This is a genomic window from Roseofilum sp. Guam, from assembly GCF_017746735.1.
Lineage (GTDB): Bacteria > Cyanobacteriota > Cyanobacteriia > Cyanobacteriales > Desertifilaceae > Roseofilum > Roseofilum reptotaenium.
This window is the reverse complement of record NZ_JAGHZN010000017.1, coordinates 22,182-42,232: the sequence shown is the minus strand read 5'-3', so window position 1 is coordinate 42,232 and position 20,051 is coordinate 22,182. Positions and strand designations below refer to the sequence as shown.

The 20,051-nt window shown below is 47.1% G+C and carries 19 protein-coding genes; 6 read left to right on the top strand and 13 right to left on the bottom strand.

Going from position 1 to position 20,051, the window contains the following annotated elements; genetic code table 11:
- Positions 1-136: 136 nt before the first annotated feature.
- A complete protein-coding gene (gene cysC, locus J7529_RS08130; protein WP_271942138.1) occupies positions 137-667 on the top strand; it encodes an adenylyl-sulfate kinase in 531 nt (176 codons plus the stop codon).
- A gap of 77 nt (positions 668-744) precedes the next feature.
- On the opposite strand, the gene J7529_RS08125 is transcribed toward cysC, so the two are convergent.
- From J7529_RS08125 to J7529_RS08115, 3 genes are all read right to left on the bottom strand, one after another.
- Entirely contained in the window at positions 745-1,395 is a 651-nt protein-coding gene (locus J7529_RS08125) for a Uma2 family endonuclease (protein WP_271942136.1), read from the bottom strand.
- Between the two features lie 117 nt (positions 1,396-1,512).
- A complete protein-coding gene (groL, locus tag J7529_RS08120; protein WP_271942133.1) occupies positions 1,513-3,177 on the bottom strand; it encodes a chaperonin GroEL in 1,665 nt (554 codons plus the stop codon).
- Positions 3,178-3,359: 182 nt separating this feature from the next.
- On the bottom strand, positions 3,360-6,725 hold the full coding sequence (locus J7529_RS08115) for an EAL domain-containing protein (protein ID WP_318728573.1): 3,366 nt from the start codon (positions 6,723-6,725) through the stop codon (positions 3,360-3,362).
- A 345-nt stretch (positions 6,726-7,070) separates the two neighbouring features.
- Between J7529_RS08115 and J7529_RS08110 the strand changes: the two genes are divergently transcribed.
- Positions 7,071-8,171 carry an isocitrate/isopropylmalate family dehydrogenase gene (locus tag J7529_RS08110; RefSeq protein ID WP_318728572.1) on the top strand — a complete coding sequence of 367 codons (1,101 nt, stop codon included), beginning with the start codon at positions 7,071-7,073 and terminating at the stop codon, positions 8,169-8,171.
- 31 nt (positions 8,172-8,202) lie between these two features.
- Here J7529_RS08110 and lpxB read toward each other — a convergent pair whose 3' ends face one another.
- Positions 8,203-9,378: a lipid-A-disaccharide synthase gene (lpxB, locus tag J7529_RS08105; RefSeq protein WP_318728571.1), complete on the bottom strand. Its 1,176-nt coding sequence runs from the start codon at positions 9,376-9,378 to the stop codon at positions 8,203-8,205.
- A 139-nt stretch (positions 9,379-9,517) separates the two neighbouring features.
- Between lpxB and J7529_RS08100 the strand changes: the two genes are divergently transcribed.
- Entirely contained in the window at positions 9,518-10,306 is a 789-nt protein-coding gene (locus J7529_RS08100) for a Uma2 family endonuclease (protein WP_318728570.1), read from the top strand.
- 72 nt (positions 10,307-10,378) lie between these two features.
- On the opposite strand, the gene lpxA is transcribed toward J7529_RS08100, so the two are convergent.
- From lpxA to purC, 5 genes are read right to left on the bottom strand one after another with little or no spacing between them, the layout of a single operon-like run.
- Complete coding sequence (gene lpxA, locus J7529_RS08095) at positions 10,379-11,179, bottom strand: acyl-ACP--UDP-N-acetylglucosamine O-acyltransferase (protein ID WP_271942114.1); 801 nt, start codon at positions 11,177-11,179, stop codon at positions 10,379-10,381.
- Positions 11,180-11,227: 48 nt separating this feature from the next.
- A complete protein-coding gene (gene fabZ, locus J7529_RS08090) occupies positions 11,228-11,737 on the bottom strand; it encodes a 3-hydroxyacyl-ACP dehydratase FabZ (protein WP_271942112.1) in 510 nt (169 codons plus the stop codon).
- A 24-nt stretch (positions 11,738-11,761) separates the two neighbouring features.
- Positions 11,762-12,592 carry a UDP-3-O-acyl-N-acetylglucosamine deacetylase gene (gene lpxC / locus J7529_RS08085; protein ID WP_318728569.1) on the bottom strand — a complete coding sequence of 277 codons (831 nt, stop codon included), beginning with the start codon at positions 12,590-12,592 and terminating at the stop codon, positions 11,762-11,764.
- Positions 12,593-12,594: 2 nt separating this feature from the next.
- The gene (locus tag J7529_RS08080) at positions 12,595-15,597 is read right to left on the bottom strand and encodes a BamA/TamA family outer membrane protein (RefSeq protein ID WP_318728568.1); all 3,003 of its coding nucleotides are present in this window, start codon (positions 15,595-15,597) and stop codon (positions 12,595-12,597) included.
- Positions 15,598-15,642: 45 nt separating this feature from the next.
- Entirely contained in the window at positions 15,643-16,371 is a 729-nt protein-coding gene (gene purC, locus J7529_RS08075) for a phosphoribosylaminoimidazolesuccinocarboxamide synthase (protein WP_413038841.1), read from the bottom strand.
- Positions 16,372-16,508: 137 nt separating this feature from the next.
- Between purC and J7529_RS08070 the strand changes: the two genes are divergently transcribed.
- On the top strand, positions 16,509-16,742 hold the full coding sequence (locus J7529_RS08070; RefSeq protein ID WP_318728566.1) for a hypothetical protein: 234 nt from the start codon (positions 16,509-16,511) through the stop codon (positions 16,740-16,742).
- 11 nt (positions 16,743-16,753) lie between these two features.
- On the opposite strand, the gene J7529_RS08065 is transcribed toward J7529_RS08070, so the two are convergent.
- On the bottom strand, positions 16,754-16,897 hold the full coding sequence (locus J7529_RS08065) for a hypothetical protein (RefSeq protein WP_318728647.1): 144 nt from the start codon (positions 16,895-16,897) through the stop codon (positions 16,754-16,756).
- A gap of 1 nt (position 16,898) precedes the next feature.
- On the opposite strand from J7529_RS08065, the gene J7529_RS08060 reads away from it, so the two are divergent.
- Positions 16,899-18,230, top strand: a complete 1,332-nt coding sequence (locus J7529_RS08060) for a WG repeat-containing protein (protein ID WP_318728565.1) — start codon at positions 16,899-16,901, stop codon at positions 18,228-18,230.
- A gap of 27 nt (positions 18,231-18,257) precedes the next feature.
- Positions 18,258-18,557: a WG repeat-containing protein gene (locus J7529_RS08055; protein WP_413038838.1), complete on the top strand. Its 300-nt coding sequence runs from the start codon at positions 18,258-18,260 to the stop codon at positions 18,555-18,557.
- An 89-nt stretch (positions 18,558-18,646) separates the two neighbouring features.
- Here the strand turns inward: J7529_RS08055 and J7529_RS08050 are convergent, their stop codons facing one another.
- From J7529_RS08050 to grrA (J7529_RS08040), 3 genes are all read right to left on the bottom strand, one after another.
- Positions 18,647-18,937: a hypothetical protein gene (locus J7529_RS08050; protein ID WP_318728564.1), complete on the bottom strand. Its 291-nt coding sequence runs from the start codon at positions 18,935-18,937 to the stop codon at positions 18,647-18,649.
- Between the two features lie 255 nt (positions 18,938-19,192).
- The gene (gene grrA / locus J7529_RS08045) at positions 19,193-19,603 is read right to left on the bottom strand and encodes a GrrA/OscA1 family cyclophane-containing rSAM-modified RiPP (protein WP_318728563.1); all 411 of its coding nucleotides are present in this window, start codon (positions 19,601-19,603) and stop codon (positions 19,193-19,195) included.
- Positions 19,604-19,710: 107 nt separating this feature from the next.
- Positions 19,711-20,037 carry a GrrA/OscA1 family cyclophane-containing rSAM-modified RiPP gene (gene grrA / locus J7529_RS08040; protein ID WP_318728562.1) on the bottom strand — a complete coding sequence of 109 codons (327 nt, stop codon included), beginning with the start codon at positions 20,035-20,037 and terminating at the stop codon, positions 19,711-19,713.
- Positions 20,038-20,051: the final 14 nt, after the last annotated feature.

The following is a 20,051-nucleotide window of genomic DNA, read 5'->3' as shown; positions in this document are numbered from 1 at the left end:
CAGCACTGAGGATTAACCCATTCTTCTACTCCTTGCCCCCTACCTATTACCCATTACCAGCGTGTAGCGCTCCTGACTTTCACAAGTTGACCAGAAAAGAGTACAGTAGATCTAAATCTTAAAACTTTTTGCTCATATGAATCACCGTGGTGTTACAATCTGGTTTACTGGTCTCAGTGGCGCTGGTAAAACCACTATTACCCAAGCCCTAGAAAAAAAACTACGCGCTGCTGACGTTAAATTAGAAGTCCTAGATGGGGATATTGTTCGTACAAACCTCACCAAAGGATTAGGCTTTAGCAAAGAAGACCGAGATGAAAATATCCGCCGTATTGGGTTTGTTTCCCATCTATTAACCCGAAATGGGGTGATTGTTTTAGTTTCTGCTATTTCTCCCTATCGAGCTATTCGAGAAGAAGTGCGTCAGAGAATTGGCGATTTCGTGGAAGTGTTTGTTAATGCTCCCTTAGCTATTTGTGAAGAACGGGATGTGAAAGGATTGTACAAACGCGCCAGAGCTGGGGAAATTAAACAATTCACCGGTATTTCTGACCCCTATGAACCCCCAGAAAACCCAGAAATTGAATGCCGCACGGATCTCGAAGAGTTATCTGAAAGTGTGGATAAAGTTTGGAATAGACTGGTAGAAATGGGTTATCTCAGCTAAGGTTTTATTTCTCTTCTGGGAAGCGGAGATAGGGAGAGGTTGGTGCTAGTGTGTCTAGTATTTCCCATGCCCTATTCCTATTCCCTATAAACTGTCTGCTTTCTAACCCAAGCACGAAATTCTTTTATCACTCGATTACGTCCCTCTATCTTACTGCGTTCCAGATATTCAGGAATCACTTGCCCAACCGCAAAATCGGGGAAATGAAAACTCTGCTGAACTTGAACATATTTCCCCCCTTGCAAAACACTAATTTCTAACCGTTTCCCATTAAATCTCCAGAGTTCACGCACCCCTAAATTGACATAATTATTTAAGGGAGTCCGGGACGTTATATCAATTTCAATGGCCAAATCTGGAGGCGGATCAACGGTTACATCTATCCGCTTTTTTCCGCGAATATCGGCTTCATGTTCGATGTAGAAACAATCATCTGCTTCTACTCCTTGTTGCATGGAGGTGCTTTTGAAGGTGGTTGATCCCAAACTCCTAAATTCTAAATCAAGTTCTTCTAGAAGAACTTTAATAAAATCAGAAATCATGACTTTATTATCTTCATGTTCGGGTAACGGAACCATAATTTCTAAAAATCCCTGACTGTAATTAATTCGCGAACTGCGTTTTTCTCCCAATTCTTCTAGCAATTGTTCGTACATTGACCAACTAATATCGGTCATTAGTAGTTGTTGTCCAGGAGCAACCCGAATTTGTTGAACTTGAACTTGCATAAATTTCTCCAATTCCCTATTCCCTAGGATGAAGCGCTGTATACTGAAAGCAGCTTGTTCTTACGAGCAAGCTGCCAAAAGTTAGGTGAAATGGATGGGAAAACCTTCCATGGGTAATTACATCATACCCATGCCACCCATGCCACCCATGCCGCCCATGCCACCCATGCCGCCCATGCCGCCCATATCGGGAGCAGCAGCTTTGGGTTCAGGTTTTTCGACCACTAACGCTTCAGTGGTTAAAACCATTCCAGCAATAGACCCTGCATTTTGCACGGAAGAGCGAACAACTTTAGCGGGGTCAATAATACCAGCGGCAATCATGTCTACATATTCACCCGTGGCGGCATTGTAACCCACATTAAATTCGGTTGTCCGTACATGGGCAACGATAACTGAACCTTCAACGCCAGCATTATCAGCGATTTGACGTAGGGGAGCAGCTAGAGCACGAGCGACGATCTCTGCACCAATTTGTTCTTCGGCGGTTAATTGTCCTTTGAGTTCTTCAACTTTGTTGGAGAGGTGAATTAAGGTGGTTCCGCCTCCGGGAACAATGCCTTCATCAACGGCGGCTTTGGTTGCGTTGAGTGCGTCTTCGATGCGGAGTTTGCGGTCTTTGAGTTCGGTTTCGGTGGCTGCACCAACTTTGATTACAGCAACACCACCAGCGAGTTTGGCGATCCGCTCTTGGAGTTTTTCTTTATCGTAGTCGGAGTCGGTTTCGTCGAGTTGGCGACGAATTTGGGCGATCCGCTTTTCGACATCGGCTTGGGTATTGTTTTCGGAAACGATGACGGTGCTGTCTTTGTCGATGCTGATTTTGCGAGCAGTTCCGAGCATGTCTAGCTCGACGGTATCGAGGCTTAAGCCAACTTCTTCGGAAATGACTTGACCACCGGTTAATACAGCGATATCTTGCAGCATTTGTTTGCGGCGATCGCCAAATCCAGGGGCTTTAACGGCAGCAGCATTCAGCACACCTCTAGCTTTATTCACCACTAGGGTAGCTAGGGCTTCGCCTTCAATGTCTTCGGCAATAATGAGTAGGGGTTGACTGGCTCTGGCCATTTTTTCTAAAACGGGAACCAAGTCTTGAATGGAACTGATTTTTTTGTCGGTGAGTAGGAGTTTTGCATTCTCATATTCCACCGTCATTTGGTCGCTGTTGGTGATGAAATAGGGAGAGAGATAACCGCGATCGATTTCCATCCCTTCAACCACTTCTAGCTCGGTGAGCAAGGATTTGGATTCTTCAACGGTGATGACACCATCTTTGGTTACCGCTTCCATCGCTTTGGCAATCATTTGCCCGACTTCTTCGTCATTGCCAGAAGAAACGGTGGCGACTTGGGCGATCGCCTCTCCTTCTACAGGTTTGGCAATGGCTTGAATTTCTGTGACTAAGTGGGCAATGGTTTTTTCAATTCCCCGACGTAGCGCTACGGGGTTTGCACCAGCAGCCACATTTTTTAACCCTTCCTTCACCATGGCTTGAGCTAAAACGGTGGCAGTGGTAGTTCCGTCTCCCGCCGTGTCTTTGGTTTTGGAAGCCACTTCCCGGATCAGTTGCGCTCCGGTATTTTCTAGGGGATCTTCGAGTTCAATTTCTTTAGCAACGGTGATCCCATCATTGATGATTTGGGGCGCACCAAATTGCTTTTCTAACAGCACATTCCGACCTTTAGGGCCAAGAGTAATGCGGACGGCATCCGCTAGGGCGTTTACACCTTTTTCTAAGGCTTTGCGCGATTCTTCCTTAAATGAGACGATTTTAGCCATACACCTTTAGGGTTAGGTTTACGTGATATCATCAGCCAATTTAGCACTCTAACTAAGAGAGTGCTAACCTCTTCCACATATATCAGGTTTTAGCTCAGGTTTCGAGGTAGGGATATCCACACATGGAAGAGGGGAGGCAATAGGCAACGGGCAACAGGCAATAGGGAAAACCCGCTTTTACTTTACAATGTGCGTCCGGTGGCTAAAAGATCGGTCGCGGCGACTGGGGTTAGGGGTCGTGAGAAGAAGTACCCCTGGCCCAATTCGCAGCCGAGTGCTTTGAGCCACCCTAACTGTTCTTCCATTTCGATACCTTCGGCGATCGCCCCTAACTGTAACTGATCGCTCATACTCACCACCGCTTGCACAATCTTGTAGTTCTTATCCCCGGGCTGCATTTTCCCGACAAAAGATTGGTCAATTTTGAGATAGTCGGCAGGTAAGTTGTAAAGATAGCTCAGGGACGAATACCCAGTACCAAAATCATCAATACTGATGCGAATTCCTAAGTTTCTTAATTGTCCCAGCCGGTTGATCGTAGTTTCGATATTTTCAACCAAGAGGCTCTCCGTAATTTCTAACGTTAATGAGGTCGCTGGTAACTGAGTATTCGTGAGTGTTTGGCGAATCATTTCTACCAAAGTGGGTTGCCTTAAGTCTTGTCCCGACAGATTAATACTGATTCTGAGATCCTCCAGGTCTGGGAATTGGTGCTGCCAGGTCACCACTTGCTCACAGGCTGACTGCAATATCCACTGGCTAATGGTGCTGATTAGCCCAGTTTCTTCGGCAATGGCAATGAAGTCGGTAGGAGAAATAAAACCTCGCATGGGGTGCTGCCAGCGGATGAGGCATTCAAACCCAATGAGCCGTCGTGTATTGAGATCGACGATGGGCTGGTAGTAAGGGATCAATTCTCGCTGGTCGATCGCCATTCGTAGGTCATGCTCCAGGGTCATACGTTTCACCGCCTGGACATGCATCTCAGCGTCAAAAATTTCGTATCGATTGCGACCTTTAGCTTTGGCTCGATAGAGAGCGATATCAGCATCCCGTAGCAGATCGGATGCTTGGGTGTAATCCTTCGTGCCCCAAACAATACCAATGCTAGTCGTCACAAAGATGTTATGACCGTCGATGGGAGTGGGGCGATTAAACTCGGCTAATAGGCGTTCAGCAATATGAATAACGGTTGAGATGTCGGGAATTTGTTCGAGTAGAAGGACGAATTCATCTCCTCCCAAACGAGCGGCTACATCCGTGAGTCTAATGGTGCTTTGCAGCTTTTGGGCGACGATCAATAACAACTGATCTCCAACCAGATGCCCCAAGCTGTCATTAATCACCTTGAATTGATCCAAGTCGAGGAACAGCACGGCAAAATGATAGGTGGGCGATCGCTGCGCTCTTTGAATCGCCAACTCCAATCGACTGGTGAGCAGTGCCCGATTGGGTAAATCAGTGAGTGTATCATGAAGGGCACTGTAAATTAACTGTTCTTCTGCCTGTTTGCGATCGCTGATATCGAAATTCACCCCAATCATTCGTAGGGGTTGCTCTTCAGCATCTCGCTGGACAATGGCATGGGCTTCAATGTGGCGAACTGTGCCATCCGGCCATCGGATTCGGAATTCACAATTAAAATCTTTCTCCCCATTGAGTGCTTGTTGTAGGGCAGCTCGAGAGGTCTCCAAATCGTCTGGATGCAGTGCCGTTTCCCACGCTTCATAGATTTGACAGAAGTCTCCAGAGGGGATGCCGTAGAGTTCATACATACGTTCATCCCAAAGGAGGCGATTATTGACCACATCCCAATCCCAAATCCCGATCTTTGCCGATCGAGTCGCCAACTCTAATCGATTGGTTAAATCCTGAAGTTGGATTTCAGCCGCTTTGCGATCGCTCACATCCAGAATCAGTGTATGCCAACGTACCGAACCATCTGGATTCTGGGTCGGTTGACCGATTCCCTGTAGCCATTTGCAGCGACCCGATGGGGTGGTAATGCGCCATTCCCAATTCCACCTGTCCAGGGTGTGGGCAGATTTTCTGATCGAAGCTTGCATCTCAGGCAAATCTTCTGGGTCAATCATCTCCCAGAGAATGCTGGTGTTGGCCTCAACTATATGGGCTTCAATTTCCCAAAGCTGATAACAACCTGCACTCATATAGAGAACCTTATCCGTGCCATCGGGATACAAAATGTAGTGAAATATTGCTCCCGGCACGTTAGCAGCCAGATTTTTGAAGTTAGCCTCGCTCTCCTGTAACACAGTAAAGGACTCCTGGAGTTGTTGGGTCATCTGTTTGAAGGAGTGACTTAGCTCACTCACTTCACGGGTACGGCTAGTAGCCATTTCTTCTGGGAACGATGTGGACCTTAAGGACTTCTGGGTAATATCCTTTGCCACCTGGTTGAGCCGCAGCAACGGTTCTGTAATCCAGCGAGCTGTGAGAATGCTAGAGGCAGTCGCTAGGGCTAGTGCCCCTAGACACAGCGAAAGGGTATTACGGGTGTTGGCATGAATCTGCGCCATAAAGTCAGATTCGGGTACAACAATGACAATCAACCAGTCCAACCCCAAATCGTCAGAAAAGGGGGTAATCTTCACAATTTCCCGTGTTCCATTGGCGATGAATTCAGTGCGTTCGACTTGTTGAATCTGACGGAGACTGCCAAATTGCTCAATGAGATGTTCTGCCGTTTGTCGAACTTGTATATTGCTGCTCTCCAGAGCATTCAATCGCTTCCACGTTTTGCGCTCAACTGTTAGGTCGAGTTGAGAAAGCGGCTCACCCGTAGAGGAGGCGACCAAATCGCCTGTACGCTCCATGATAAAAATTTGACCCGATCGCCCGATCTCGAGCTGTTCTAAGAAGTTACTGATTTGCCAGAGTGAAAGTGTGGCGTTGGTGACTCCAATCAGTTGCTTGGTTTGTGTATCATATAAGGGACTCACCGCACTGAGAATATTGAAGGGCGGATCGTGGTTTGGGTAAATGTCTGTCCAGGTCAACTGTCCAGCCATCACCGCATTCCGATACCAGGGACGACTCTTGAGGTCAAAGTTATCGACGCTTATTCGTTCTCCGCGATCGCCTTGTCCAGAAACGGCATAGGTATGGAGTTGGGTTTGGCCAGGGTCAATGGCTTGGATGACCACTTGCCCCTCTTTTGTCACTCCAACCCCCACAGTTTCCCCAGTTTCATAGCCAACGGCAGTGATAAATAAACCTTCATGATGCTGCATCTGGTGCCAGAGATACCGAGTTAATAGGTCTATGTCGGTTAGATCGGTTAGGTTCAACTGTTGATGGGCCAGGGTATCGGCAATAACCCCCTGAGGAATCTGGGTATATTCAGTAATATGTTCTACCGTTCGAGCCGCAATCTCGTGCCAAAGATCGTCAGCAACATTATCAACCGCCTTTTGTCCATTCCGAATTGAAAGCCAGGCCGTTAGACTAACTGCTGCTGTAATTTGTACAACAAAAGGAACAATCAGGATAATTCTTAATGGAGTATTGGCTAACAACCACTGTAACATTTTGCTGTTTCCTTAGCAGTTACTCGGCTCCTCTCTAGAGTTGTAGTGGGATGGGTCTGATGCAAACTTTAAGATTGCATTATTTGTATTATTGTTGCTCCTCTGGCAAACTCAATCGTCTTTTCACCCTTACAAGCTGATAAGGAGGTTTACTACATTTATCCTAGCCGTATTCTACTGCGATCCGATCGATTTCCTGCCATCTTTGACTTATCCTCTCTTCAAGGGAAAAAATGATATTGAACGCACATCTATATTGGTATTGGTAATTGTGTTTACAGTGTCTGCGATCGCCATCGACGACAATAACCAAAGCAAACCCGTTCAAGGATTGACTACATTGTTATGCCGACTCAACAACCCACACCTGCGATCGTTGTCATGCATGGCGATCAGACCGGAGAGGAACTTCTAGCTGAGGCTTTACGGGTCTTGCAACCTGGGGTAATTGGCCAACCCCTGGAATTCATCGATTATGACTTGAGTTTGGACAACCGTCGAGCCAGTAACAATCAGGTGGTTTGGGATGCTGCCACTGTTGCCTGTAAGACGGGACTGGCTTTGAAAGCTGCCACCATTACCCCAGAAACGCCAGGTGATGTGGGTAGCCCCAATGCTATCTTGCGAGAAGCCTTGGGAGCCTCGGTTATTTTACGAACTGGGCGACGCATTCCCCAGATTCGACCGGTAGGTGGCGTTTATTCCCCCATTACCATCGTCCGCATGGCCGTAGATGATGCCTATGGTGCGAAGGAATGGCGGGAAACCACGGAAACCGGGGATGAAATTGCTTGGCGCACTTCCAAGATTAGTCGTTCCATTTGCCGAACGGTAGCCGAGTTTACATTTTCCCATGCCAAGCGGACGGGGGCTAAAGTTTTTGGCGGGCCAAAATTTACAGTCAGTGCCACCTATGAAGGCATGTTTAAGGAAGAACTCGATGAGGCAGCCCAGCGCTATCCGGATGTCGCGTACCAACCCCTGCTGATTGATGCTACATTTGCGCTCTTACTACAAAATAGCGGCGAGGCGTTGGTTATCCCCGCTCTCAATCGGGATGGGGACTTACTCTCCGATATGGTATTGCAAATGTATGGCAGTATTGCCGGTTCGGAGAGTTTAGTCATGGGTTTTGATGCCGATACCTTGCAGGTCAAAACGGTGATGGCAGAAGCGCCCCATGGCACAGCTCCTGCTCTCTATGGTAAAAATATTGCCAATCCCATGGCTATGATTTTAGCCGGTGCTGCCCTATTGACCTATGTGAAAACTCCAGCGGGAGATCGCGCCTCACGCTCGATTTATGAGTCGGTCTTTGAAGCCATTTATGAAGGGAAAGCCACCCCGGATCTGGGCGGACAAATGACTACATCTGAGTTTACGGATGAGGTGATTCGCAAAGTCAAGACTAAGCTGGAGGTCTGGTCTACCCTAGAATCTACTTGATAAGCATAGGAGATCTCCTATTGCCTATTGCCTATGACCTATTCCCCGATCGCCAAAAATCAAAAATGGCTTGAGCAGCGCGATCGCACACTTCCGGTTCTCCTAAAGCTTGGCGCATTTGGGCATAGCCTTTTAGGGTTTCTTGGCGAATCTGGGGATTCAATAATAAATCTAAAGCGGTTTGACTAATGGCTTCGGGAGTGGCTGCCTCTTGAAGAAATTCTGGGACAATGGGTTTCATCTCCACTAAATTGGCGGGGGAGACATAGGGTAAAGAGAGCTTGAGAATATGGCGAGCAATCCAAGCAGTGAGGGGACTTAAGCAATACATGACCACTTGGGGGACATCGAGTAGAGCTAACTCTAAATTGACGGTACCCGATTTACAAATAGCTAAGTCTGCACCGGCTAAAACGGCGGGAGCTTCCTCCTCAACGAGGGTTGCTCGCAGTCCAAAATCGGCGATCGCCCTTTCTATCGGTTCTCGAAACTCTGCCAGAGATAAGGGAATCCAAAATTGAACGTCTGGTAGTTTTTGCTGAATCTGTTGTGCCGCTGCAAACATCACCGGCATTAAATAGGTGACCTCTTGACGGCGCGAGGCTGGTATTAAGGCGATCGCCATTTCATCTTCTCGGATGCCTAATGTAGTGCGTGCGCGATCGCGGTTGGGAAATGTTTGCATCCGGTCAATTAAAGGATGTCCAACCCAATTGACATTAACCTTATGTTCCTGAAAATATCGTGCTTCTTCTGGGAAAATCGCCAACAACAAATCCGTAATTTCAGCTACTCTTTGGGTATCGCGTTTATTTTGAGACCAAACCCAGACCTGGGGAGCAATATAGTACACAATCGGCACTTGGGGTAAATGACGGTGCAAATAGCTGCCAATACCCAAATTGGGCCCCATATAGTCAATCAAAATAATTACATCTGGAGGATTTTGGCGCAAATAGCGCTTCACTTGCTCCTGAATCTTCAATGTGGGAATCACAAAAGGCAATGCCTCCAAAAGTCCCACGGAACCAATTCCTGTCGTTTGACCCAACAATTTTGCTCCAGCCTTAGCCATGCGCTCTCCCCCTAAAGCCAAAATCTCCAGATCCAAACCGTGTTGAGAACCATAACGGTGCAACGCTTCCACCAACAGAGCGCCTTGCAAATCTCCTGAGACTTCACCGGTACTGATAAAAATAGTGGTCATGGGAATGGGGAATGGGGAATGGGGAATAGGAAATAGGGAATAGGGAATGGGGACAACAGGATTCTACCCTTTCCTTGAATAGTCCATAAATAAGCTTCTTAAAGCGATAGTATAGAACAAAAGCACTCGATCTCGTCAAATGGTTAACCTAAGCCAAAAGCCAACAAAAATCTCTCGAACTGCCAAAAGAGAAGACCTACCCACCATGTACGAGTTACCCAGTGAAGAAGTAGGAGAATCAGGTTTGCCAGACCAATATCATCCCATACAGGCTCAACTGTTAGAGCAAACATTTCAACCTGCCACTTATTCGCCAGAACAGGTCTTTTCAGCCATGGATTTGAATATCTACTACGATGTAGAGAATACCAAAAGATATCAACGTCCGGACTGGTTTGGAGTAGTAGGAGTATCTCGATTGTATCAAGGGAGAGAATTACGCAGTAGTTATGTAGTCTGGCAAGAAGAAGTACATCCGTTGATTATTGTGGAGCTGTTGTCAGCGAGTACCCAAGAAGAAGATTTGGGAGAAACAACTCGTAAAGATAGGAACAAACCGCCGACCAAATGGGAAGTGTACGAAAAATGGCTAGGAGTGCCCTATTATATCGTTTACGACGGTGAACAGAAGGATTTTCGAGCCTTTCAATTAGACGAAAATGGGTATGAAGAGCTAGAGATAAAGAATAAGGAATTGTGGTTAGAAGAGTTAGGGTTGGGCTTGAGATTGTGGCAAGGAAGTCATAAGGAAATAGAGCGGTTATGGCTACGTTTTTATGATGAGTCGGGGAATTTAATTCCTACAGAAGCAGAGGAAATGGAAAGAGAACGACAGGAGAAAGAACAAGCACAAACAGCATTGCAGGAATTGAGAGATCGCCTGATTGCTATGGGTTTAGATCCGGATAACCTGCCGCATAATCGTTAAAAAGTTTAACGATTATGCAGTTTCGTCTGTTATGGAGTACCGTCTAATGCTCATGCACCCATCTACTCCAACCTAGTCCCTATTCCCTGGAATGGGGCCTCGGCGGCCTTTTTCTGTGACAGATAGGTGCAGGAACTGGTGTAGGTGGGTTAATTGCTCGGTTTTCGGTAGCGTATTTAATTGCTCTAGGGCTTGTTGAAAGGTCAGATCGGACCGATAGAGCATTCGATAGGCTTCTTTGAGGATGCGAAAGTTTTCTTGAGTTAATCCAGAGCGTTTTAAACCGATCGCATTGAGCGATCGCACCCGGGCCGGATTTCCTTCTACAGTCATATACGGGGGAACATCTCGCTCAATGCGACTCATTCCACCAACCATCGCCATCTGGCCAATATGCACAAATTGGTGAACTCCTAACAAACCGCTAATTCTAGCCTTTGATTCCACATGCACATGACCAGCAAACGCGGTACAGTTGGCTACAATCACCTCATTTTCGAGCAGGCAATTATGGGCCACATGGACATAAGCCATTAGTAAATTGCGATCGCCAATTACTGTTGCTTCATCCGGCGCGGTTGCGCGATTAATGGTCACATATTCACGAATACAATTATCATTACCGATTCTGACCCAAGTTTGGCCCCCATCATACTTAAGATCCTGGGGAGCCAAACCAATTGCCGCTCCGGGAAAAATCTCATTTCTCTCGCCAATTTCCGTCCATCCTTCCAGCACCACATGGGAGCCAATGGTCGTATTTGCCCCTATGGTCACATTTTCCCCAATCACGGCATAGGGGCCAACGCTCACCGTTGGATGAACCGTTGCACCACTATGAATCACTGCCGTTGGATGAATTAGGGTGGTCATATCTCCCCCATTCTGATTTCTCTTATCTTGCTAACACCAAATCGTTACTTACTCTTCACTCAAAATTGCAAACTTCAGCTCTCCTTCTACAATTGGTTTACCATTGACTTCTTGACCATTAACTTCTATTGTCCCTTTCATCATCACAAAACCGCGTTTTGGCATAGCTTTGGTAATTTCTGCGGTAATAATTAACTGATCTCCAGGCACTACAGGCCGGCGAAATTTAACCTTATCGATACCTGCAAAGGCAAATAATCCGCTGGGAAAGTTGTCCATTTGCACGACTACAATGCCTCCCACTTGAGCCATGGCTTCAACCATTAGTACACCTGGCATAATGGGACGACCCGGAAAATGCCCTTGAAACTGGGGTTCATTGAACGTGATGTTTTTTAGTCCTACTGCTGATTTGCCTGGCTCATAGGCAATAATCCGGTCTACCAGAGCAAAGGGATAACGATGGGGAATAATTTTCTGAATCTCTTCGACACTGAAAACGATGTTGGTTGGATCAAGAGCAGGGGTTTCTGGGCTAGTCTCGGTTTCTGTGGACATGGGTTAGACGATAAACAACAGGGATTAGATCAGTTGGGCAATTTTCCTCGCCAGTTGCACATGAAGGTGATGGCTGGCCTTAAATGCCAGATAGTGAGCCACAGGAGGAACTCCCAATAAACTCAGGTCTCCCACCAGGTCTAAGAGTTTATGGCGGGCAGGTTCATTGGCAAATCGTAAGGGAGGATTGAGCCAACCTTCAGGGCCGCAAACGAGGGCATTATCCAGACTACCACCTTTGATTAACCCCTGCGCCCGTAAGGTTTCAATTTGGTGAGCCAGTCCAAAGGTGCGAGCGGGAGCAACGGTGGTGCTAAAGGATTCGCGATCGGGTTGCCAACTGTGCCATTGTTGACCGATCGCCGCTAAGTCGAATTCAATGCCATAGGTAAAGCGCAGTTGGGGCGCAGGAATGGCGGCAACAAAGGCATCTTTGTCGGCGATCCAAATGGGTTCAGTTAAGGTTACTTCTGATACTGGAAATTGGACGGGAAGGGCCGGTTGATGACCGCTAATGGCCTCGACCCAAGGCGCGGCTGAACCGTCGAGTAGGGGCACTTCAGGGCCATTGATCTCGATTCTGGCATCTGTGATTCCGAGGGCGAGGAGGGAGGCGAGCAGGTGTTCTACCGTTCGTACGCTGGTCTCCTCAATCGCTAGTTCCGTAGATAGTACGGTGGATTTGACGGCTTCGATACTGGCGGGAATTGTGGGTTGATCTCGCAGATCGACGCGCACAAAATAGCGTCCGCTTCCGGGTGCTGCGGGCAGTACGTTGACTTGGGTTTCCAGTCCGCTATGCAAACCGACACCCGATTGGGTAAAGGGTTGGTTTAGGGAAGTTGCGATCGCCATGATTAAAATTTCTCTCCGATCCCAAAGTGGACTCGACTCCCGCCATTGGTATTAAATCCATAATCAATACGGATGGGCCCTAGGGGGGTATTCACCCGTACACCAATCCCTGCGGATGCTCCTGAACCGGGCAATCTACGCCGTCCAGAGGGATTACCAATCACCGCATTACCCGATCCGAGGTTCGTGGCTCCATCCACAAATAATACGCCTCCCAACAGTCGGCTTACAGGGAAGCGATATTCTACAGTGCCTTCGAGGAAGTATCGACCACTGCCCAAAGCCCCTTCTGCAAAGCCTCTGACAGACTCTAGACCGCCCAGAATGAAGGCTTCATAGGGGGGGAGGTCTCCAAAGGTTGCACCGCCTTCAATTTGAAATGCGAGGGCTTGGGGGCCTTCGGTGAAATTCGTAAATTTGACCGGGACAAAGAAAGTGTAACTTCCCCGCAGACGACTCATGATGACACTTGTGACGGGGATGGACTGCTCGATACTAAAGCGGGTAACTGAGCCAGTGGTGGGTTGAGCTGGGTTGTTGCGGCGATCGCTAACGATGCCGAACTGGATCGTGAATAGATCGTCAATACCGGTATTATGGAAGGCTAGACGTTGCCCATCTCTGTCTCTAGCCGTCAGTGTGTTATTGGCATTGCGGATCGAAACACGCTGGTATTGTATACCTAGGGAGGCTAACCAATCGGGTTTTAAGGGATTTTCTCCCAAGGGACGGGAAAAGCGAATCCCTGCACCCGTACGCAGCACGCGGGGGCGATCGCCATTTTGTAAGCGAATGGGGTTTTTATCGCCATCGTAAACCAGGGAAATCGAACGCCGCCTAAATCCATTCATGGTATAAGATGTGCGTCTAGAATCTCCACCAATCCACGGATCGCTGAAGCTGACATCAAAGAGAAAATCACGAGTACCAAGCTGCACTTCTGTACGCAGGGTCTGGTTATTGCCGCCGAAGTTCGTTTCTTGATAACTTAACGAACCGAATAAGCCACTGGCAGAACTAATACCACCTCCAGCGGCGATCGAACCCGTATTTTGTTCCTGCACATTCAGCACCACTACCACCTTTGTGGGGTCAGTTCCTGGATTTAACGTCACATTTACATCCTGGAAAATTCCCAAGCCAAACACTCGCTGTAGATCGGCTTGAACTGTATCGCGATTAAAAATATCTCCCGGTTGTAAACTGAGCTGTCGAGTAACAATAAACTCCCGCGTTCTGCCCTTAACAGGAGTTCCATCTTCTTCCGTATCCTGTCCATCTCGATTCAGATAAACAATATCAATACCTTCAATCACCCCTTCGGGAATCACCAGGGTAACCGTACCCTCATCACTCACATCTGGCGCATCCACCACCTGAGCCAAAATATACCCATTCTCTTGATACCAGGTATTCAAATCTTGAATACTCACTTGAAAGCGACGTAGATTAAGAATGTTGCCATATTGATCGCCAAAAATTTCATCAATCACTTCTTGGGGAACAACAGAAGGAATATCTGTTCCTGGATTGGCATTAATATTAACTTGTCGTAAAACTGGGTTAGGTGTTACCTCAAATGTGACACGCACACCTAATGGGGTATCTTCTGGCGTTGCTCGCACATTAGAAAAGAATCCCGTGGCGAAAATTGCATCAATATCTTCTTGCAGTCGAGTCCGAGTTGTCGTCCGCCCGGCTTGGGTACTAATGACATCAAATACCCGATTTCTTAAGTCTCCATCGACTCCACTCACAACAATTTCTGCTACTAATACTCTGGGTTCTGATGGCGATGAATCGTTTTGACTCAGTTGAGCGTTTAGGAAAACTGGGGTTGCCGGAGCCGTTTCTACTTCTTTTATTCCTAAGAAAGGAGTAAAAGCAAACTTCTCTGAATTTTCCCTTAGCTGTTGCGGTTGGGTGAGCGAGGTAAAGGCTAACGTTTTCTCCTGAGTTATCGCATTTTCCTGCATCTCGGAAAATGGGGTAAACGCGAATTGTTCCGAATTTTTCGCTAACGGTTGCGGTTGAGCAAGTGCAGTAAAGGTTAACCTCTTGTCCTCAGTTATCCCATTTTCCTGCACTTCAGAAAATGGGGTAAAAGCAAGCTTCTCTGAATTTTCCGATAGCTGTTGTGGTTGGGGAAGCGAGGTAAAGGCTAACGTCTTGTCCTCAGTTATCGCATTTTCCTCTACCTCAGAAAATGGGGTAAAAGCAAGCTTTTCTGAATTTTCCGCTAGCTGTTGTGGTTGGGGAAGCGAGGTAAAGGCTAATGTCTTGTCCTCAGTTACCGTATTTTCCTCTACCTCAGAAAATGGGGTAAAAGCAAGCTTCTCTGAATTTTCCGCTAATGGTTGCGGTTGGAGGAGCGAGGTAACAGCTAACGTTTGCTCCTGAGTTATCGCATTTTCCTGCATCTCAGAAAATCCGGCAAACGCGAGTTGTTCCGAATTTTCCGCTAACGGTTTCGGTTGAGCGAGTGCAGTAAAGGTTAACCTCTTGTCCTCAGTTACTGCATTTTCCTCTACCTCAGAAAATGGGGTAAAAGCCAACTTCTCTGAATTTTCCGATAGCTGTTGTGGTTCAGGAAGCGAGGTAAAGGCTAACGTCTTGTCCTCAGTTACTGCATTTTCCTCTACCTCAGAAAAGGGCGTAAAAGCCAATTTTTCTGGTAAAGATTTAGAAGAAACAACCCCTAAAGACTGATGGATAAGGGGGATAGACTCTTTTACTGATTGTGCCATTATTTGCACTAACTGCTGATCGATCTCCTGATTCTGTATATCAGGAGAGGGGGCTACCGTTTCCGCAGTAGAGTCTAAAATTTGGCCTTGGACAGCATCGACAAAACCGAGTGTTGCCGAACTTGTTAACAGAGTTAACCAGACAGGAGACAAGCGCATTGTTTTCACGTTCCGTAAACTTCCACACACCACATTGAAGAGTTGATTGGGCTGTTGAGTTAGGTATCGGGATTGGGAAAATCCTACGACTCCAGCCAAAAAACCCAATCAACCCCTTAACTTAACACTTCTTAAGCAGTATTTTCATTTTGCCTGGCCTAAAACTCTCTCTAGTACTTGCTCATAGGCTGATTCAACATTGCCTAAATCTTGTCTAAAGCGGTCTTTATCTAGGATACGCGCTTGCGGGTCACTTTCGTCCTGTTTCCATAACCGACAGGTGTCTGGGCTAATTTCGTCGGCTAGGATGAGGTTATTTTGGCGATCGCGCCCGAATTCCAGCTTAAAATCAACTAAGATAATGCCGCACTCCCGGAAAAAGGCACTCAGGTGGCGATTGATGTCCAGGGACATTTGCCGAATTTGGTCGAGTTCTTCGGGTGTAGCGAGTTGCAACAGCAGGAGGCGATCGCGGGTCAGCAGAGGATCGCCCAAACTATCCTTCTTGTAGCAGTATTCTACTATAGGCGGATCGATTTCGGTTCCCAAAGCCAAACCGGTTTGTTTGCACAGACTCCCCGCAGCCCGATTACGCACAATGACCTCAATCGGCACGATGGTGACTGCTTTCACCCGCATTTCCCGCTCCGAAGGACAGTCAATATAGTGGGTGGGAATACCCTGCGCTTCAAGCATTTGGAATAAATGACGGGAAATGGCACAATTAATCTGTCCCTTACCCGCGATCGTGCCTCGTTTTTGGGCATTAAACGCCGTCGCATCATCCTTAAAGTAAGTCAGAAGGATATCTGCATAATCAGTGGTATAGACTATTTTCGCTTTCCCTTCGTACAGTTGCGTCTGTTCTGTCATAAAGCCTTGAAAACTTATATCCGACAGCCCTACCATACCTCTTTTTGGCGCATTCATTGCCTCAGAGGTTGTGGTAAAACTTAGAGTTAATTGAAGCTCTGGTTTACGATCCAACACTTAAACCTGACTATGATATTATGAGAGATTCTTTAGTCTGGCCGGATGAACGTCCATGGGGATTAGATCCTGATGCCTATGACAAATTAATCGACCTTTGGATAGCCCGATCTTTCATTCATAAAGGGATTCCATTTTCTGACTGGAGTTTTAATCCAGAGCGTTTTGAACGAGTGTGGAAGGAAGCACGAGAGCAAGGGTTTCAATGGCCGGGTTTTTATCGTTTGCATTTAAGCGAACAGGATCCAGGGTAAGAGCATCTCAATCACCCTTGACAAAAGGAACTGAGGATAGAGAACATATAATCATGATTCATGGCTGCCCGTTTCTGCTTCTGTCGAAGACTGCGCTTGAGAGTCGTTTCCTGACGCAGAGCATTGCTACTCAGAGCATCTTGGACGATCGCCACTTTGGGTTATCTCATTTCTGGATCGCCCGTATCTGCGTTTCCCGATACCCAAAATTACTGGGCTTCTGAGTGCATTCAACGGCTTTCCTCTGGACGGGGATGGGTGGGGTATCCCGATGGCACATTTCGCCCGAACGCCTCGATCACGAGGGCAGAGTTCGCCACGATGATGATCAATGCCTTTCGCACCCATTCTTTCTCTGAGCGGGAAGGGATTACGTTTAAGGATGTGCCGTCATCCCATTGGGCATATCAGTCCATTAAACGCTCCTATGAACTCCAATTTTTTAGCGGATATCCCGATCGCACATTTCGCCCCAACCAACCCATTACCCGCACCGAGGCCTTTGTTGTCCTGCAAAGTGCCAGCGACTTTACTGCACCAGAAGAGACGGAAGCCTTTCTGAATGAGGTGTTTGATGATGTCGAACAAATTCCTAACTATGCAAAAGGGGCGATCGCCAATGCTACGATTGGTAGACTCATTTTAAACTATCCCCAAGTGCGACAACTGCGCCCCACTGTACCCGCGACTAGAGGAGAAATAGCGGCTTCTTTTTGCCAAGTTCTCAACATTTCTCGCACCCTGCCTCAAGCCTATCTCGCTGTTGGTGAAGACCCTTTTGACCTGCCCCCAGAACTGGGTGGAATCAGTCAATTTTCTGAAGGGTTAGCTGTGTTTCTCGGCCCCAATTTCAAAATGGGTTATATGAACCCCGAAGGCGAAATTATTATCCCCGCTCAATATGATTATGCCAGTATTTTTCAACAGGGTCTTGCGAGAGTCAGAATCGGCAGTCTCTGGCAAGTCATTACTCCAGAGGGTCAAGTTATGCTGGAACAAAATGGCTATATTCCGGAATTTTCCGAGGGTTTAGTCCGTCTGGGTCGCAGCTATCCCTGCACCGCCATTTATAACCGGGAAGGGGAATTGATGTTTGAAATTGACCACTTGATTGAGCAATTTTCCGATGGGTTAGCGTTAGTTAAACTGCGAGAGCGCGGGGGGTATGGTTTTGTCAATCGCACTGGAGCTTATGTCATCGATCCCCAACCGGATGAAGTCTCTTCCTTCTCGGAGGGAAGAGCCTGGATTGTCCAGAAAATCGATCCAGGAAAGCCTCGTTACGGCTTTATCGACAAAAATGGCAAAATTGTCATCGAACCGGTTTATGAGGAAGTACAAGCCTTTTCTGAAGGGCTGGCGGCCGTTAAAATGAATGGACTTTGGGGATATATTGACCTTTCTGGAACAATGGTCATTGCACCCCAATTTCAGCAGGCTCAACGGTTTTCTGAAGGTCTTGCAGGCGTTCAGGGAGAAAGCACTTGAGGCTATATTAATCCCCAAGGAACCTGGATGATTGAAGGGGGATATCATGTGCCAGAATTTGCCCAAGTTCAGCCGATAGAACCGTTTGCCAATGGGTTAGCACTTGTGCGAATTGGCGATCGCGCCGCTCTACAAGATCGCCAAGCTAATTTTATTCTTCCCCTAGAATTTGTCAACATTGCTGGCGTTGGTGATGGTTTAGCGTTTGTGAATCTTGGAGGACGGTGGACAACGGAGGTGGCGGGTACAAATCGTCCCGCGAATTATCCTCAGCGCTCCGTGATGACAGGAGGCCGTTGGGGTTATGTGCAATTGCCCAGGGATTAAACCCCGTTTGGGAAAGGGGCAACTATACTGGGTGTCCAACTTGCCCCCCTTTAACCTCTCCTTGAAAGGTATAGCAGTGAAAGAGTTGATTAGGACACTGAGGTTATGGTTTGAGGCAATAGGCAATAGGCACGAATCGCAATAAAAAATGTCCTAACTCTCCCTTTCTCTGCTATAGTATGGAAACTGCCAGGGGTTGACTCTTTCGACTCCATTTCATCCAGCAATTTCTGAGCAGTCGCTAGAATTTCCCGATCCCAATCTGCTCCTGCTTCGAGTAACTTTTTCTTTAAAGGTGCTTCGTAAATTTCCGGATCGCGCTCATGTTCTTCTAACACTATTTCCGCCTTTAGTGCCCCAGCAAACTTGCGCTTAATCAACGCCTTCAGCCCTTGATAAGTATCGGGTGCAACATCACCGCCGCCTTCGCTGTACTAGCCACTAACGCTGCCATAATTAAAGCAAGAGGCTCCATCTTTTCTCTCCCATCAGATTAATGATCTACAATTCGCTGCTTCTCCCATTCTGCTCGTTCTGTCATCTAAATATCCCCATCTTCTCCATCACATAAATATCCCCATCTTCTCCATCACATATAGCTGTAGGGTGCATCAGTAATGCACCCCTTGAACAGATTACCGCTTACGGAAATTAACAAAACCGCCGCCATCACGCCATCCATTGCGCCATCCGCCATTGCGGAAACTACCCCCGTTACGCCATCCACCATTACGGAAACTACCCCCATTGCGCCATCCACCATTACGGAAACTGCCCCCATTGCGCCATCCACCATTGCGGAAAACATTACGAAATTGTGCCAGATCTTGGCTCCGTTGTGTCTCAGATGACAGGGGATTGCTTTCTAAATCCAGTTGGTGTTCTCTATTTTGTAAAGTTTCGGTTAATCGGTTTAATCGCTGTTCGAGATCAACGTTAGCGCTAGAGAATTCAGCTAAATTACCGGTAGCATTGGCTGGTGAAGCACTTAACGTGGATAACGCTAACAAAAACCCGACTAATCCAGTGGTTGTTGTGACTTTCATACTCTCCTCTGGGTAAAGATTAGACTTCTTGCAGAAGTCAGGGAATAGGTATAAGAATACAAGATTACTGTATTACTATTCATTTTATACTTACTTATTCGAGAGGTCTATCGCTTACGGAAGTTAACAAAACCACCACCGTCACGCCACCCGTTACGCCATCGGCCAGTATTGCGGAAATTGCCCCCATTGCGGAAACTATTGCGAAACTGGGCAAGATCTTGAGGATAGTCGAGAGCAGAAGATAACGAGTTTGTTTCTAACTGTTGTTCCCGATTTCGTAAAGTATCCGTTAATCGATTTAAGCGCTTTTCCAGGTTAGGGGACGTGCTGGAAGATGAGGATAAATTTCCTGTACTCTGAGCCGGTAAAGCACTTAATGTGGATAGGGTTAATAAAAACCCAACTAATCCCGTGGTTGTGCTAATTTTCATGAATAACTCCTTTG